The following is a 1,951-nucleotide window of genomic DNA, read 5'->3' on the forward strand; positions in this document are numbered from 1 at the left end:
ATTATATTTCAACTCTCCGGCATCAACCATTTCTCTGATTACCTCTAGAAATAGCTCTTTATCCTTAGGGTTAATTTGCTCAACCGTCTCGTCAACAGATAGACTCCGCTCTTCAATCAAATGCCTGATTTGCTGGTGATACTCTGTCTCACTTTTGAGATTGTCTTTTTTCTTTTCTGTTATACAGTAGTCACAAACACCACATTTTTCGTAACTCACTTCTCCGAAATACTCTAAAAGCAGCTGTGTACGACATCGGCTTCTATGATTTACATAGTTGATAATTGCATCTAATTTCTTTCTGGCCGTTTGCTCACGCTCTTTTAAACGCACTTTATTTAAGCGTAAATCAGCAGCATTTTGCCTTGGCTGAGTAAAGACAAGCTGTGGTTTGTCTTTCTTCTCATCATAAATTACGAGTTCCATCTCAGCCATTCTATTGAGCGCCAGTACGATCTTGTCGGTGCCGGTATTCAGCAGCTTAGCAATCTGGTCTTCAGAAATGGTCAGAAATCCGTTGAATAACTCTCCGCCATACAGCCTTAAAATAGCTTTGATGAACGTATCATATTTAGCATTAGCAATCTGAAATTTATACAGCGTACTATTATCTACGCAAATATGTAACTGAGACGGACTGTAAAAGCTTTCATTTAGCTGCACGAATCCTTCCTCTTCGAGTTTTTTTAGCGCGTAAAATACCTGTAAATGGTTAAGCCTATACTGCTCAGAAAAAGCATGTACATCAAAATCAAAGGCTTGCCCCTCTCCACTGCCAACCGCCAGTTTGTAATAGTTGGCCAAAGCCTGGTAAACCTGCTTAAGAAACTCTGGAGGCGGGTGTTCCTGGGTTATTCTTTCTTTAAGTAGCTCTACATCGAGCTGATTGTAGATAATTACTGCATAAGCTTTCTTCTCATCACGACCGGCTCTTCCAGCCTCCTGATAGTAGGCTTCCAGGTTTTCCGGAACGTCCAAATGCACAACCACACGTACATCTGGCTTGTCAATACCCATACCAAAAGCATTAGTGGCAACGATCACCCGAGTTCTGTTTTTTATCCAGTTGTCTTGTTTTTTAACCCTTTCTTCATGAGAAAGTCCGGCATGATAAAAATCTGCTGAAAGACCGTTTTTTAATAATAACGCTGCAAGTTCTTTGGTTCGTTTTCTGGTTCTGGCATAAACGATAGCTGTTCCGGGAACGCTTTTAAGTACCTCAAGAAGCTTTCTTTCTTTGTCTTCTTCTTCTCTTACCGCATAAGAGAGGTTGGCTCTGGAAAAGCTTTTTTGAAAATGCTGATGACCCGTCTTAAACTCCAGCTTTTCCACAATATCTGCCTGTACTTCCGGGGTAGCCGTAGCCGTGAGAGCTATTACTGGCACATCAGGCAGCAACTCCCGTACTGTGGCAATTTCCAGGTAAGATGGCCTAAAATCATAGCCCCACTGAGATATACAATGAGATTCGTCAATCGCTAAAAGCGCCACAGTCATTTTCTTGAGCCTTTCTCTGAAAAGATCAGTCTTTAGACGCTCAGGTGAGACATACAAGAACTTGACCTGACCATAGACACAATTATCAAGCTTGATGTCAATCTCACGCTTGCTGAGCCCAGAGTAAATAGCTGTTGCGGATATTTTGCGTTTGTTTAATTGCTCAACCTGATCTTTCATGAGAGCAATCAGGGGTGTAACCACAACACAAACACCCTCTTTGATAAGAGCTGGCACCTGAAAGCAAATCGATTTACCACCACCGGTTGGCAATAGTGCCAGCGTATCATTGCCTGCCAATACCGACTGGATGATATCTTCCTGCAATGACCTAAACTGATCATACCCCCAATATTGCTTAAGTATGGTTTGTGGAGTGCTCATTCAAATCTACCTCGTTAGTATTATTCAGGTGAAAAATAAAACTCGTCTGACCACTTTGAGTGGTCTGACG

The 1,951-nt window shown here is 41.9% G+C and carries 1 protein-coding gene; it reads right to left on the reverse strand.

Annotation, left to right across the window (positions count from 1 at the left end):
• Positions 1-1,881: RecQ family ATP-dependent DNA helicase (locus E1176_RS01775; protein ID WP_155208860.1), on the reverse strand; the 1,881-nt coding region annotated here is incomplete at its 3' end.
• Positions 1,882-1,951: the final 70 nt, after the last annotated feature.

It is taken from the genome of Fulvivirga aurantia (genome assembly GCF_009711475.1).
Classification (GTDB): domain Bacteria; phylum Bacteroidota; class Bacteroidia; order Cytophagales; family Cyclobacteriaceae; genus Fulvivirga; species Fulvivirga aurantia.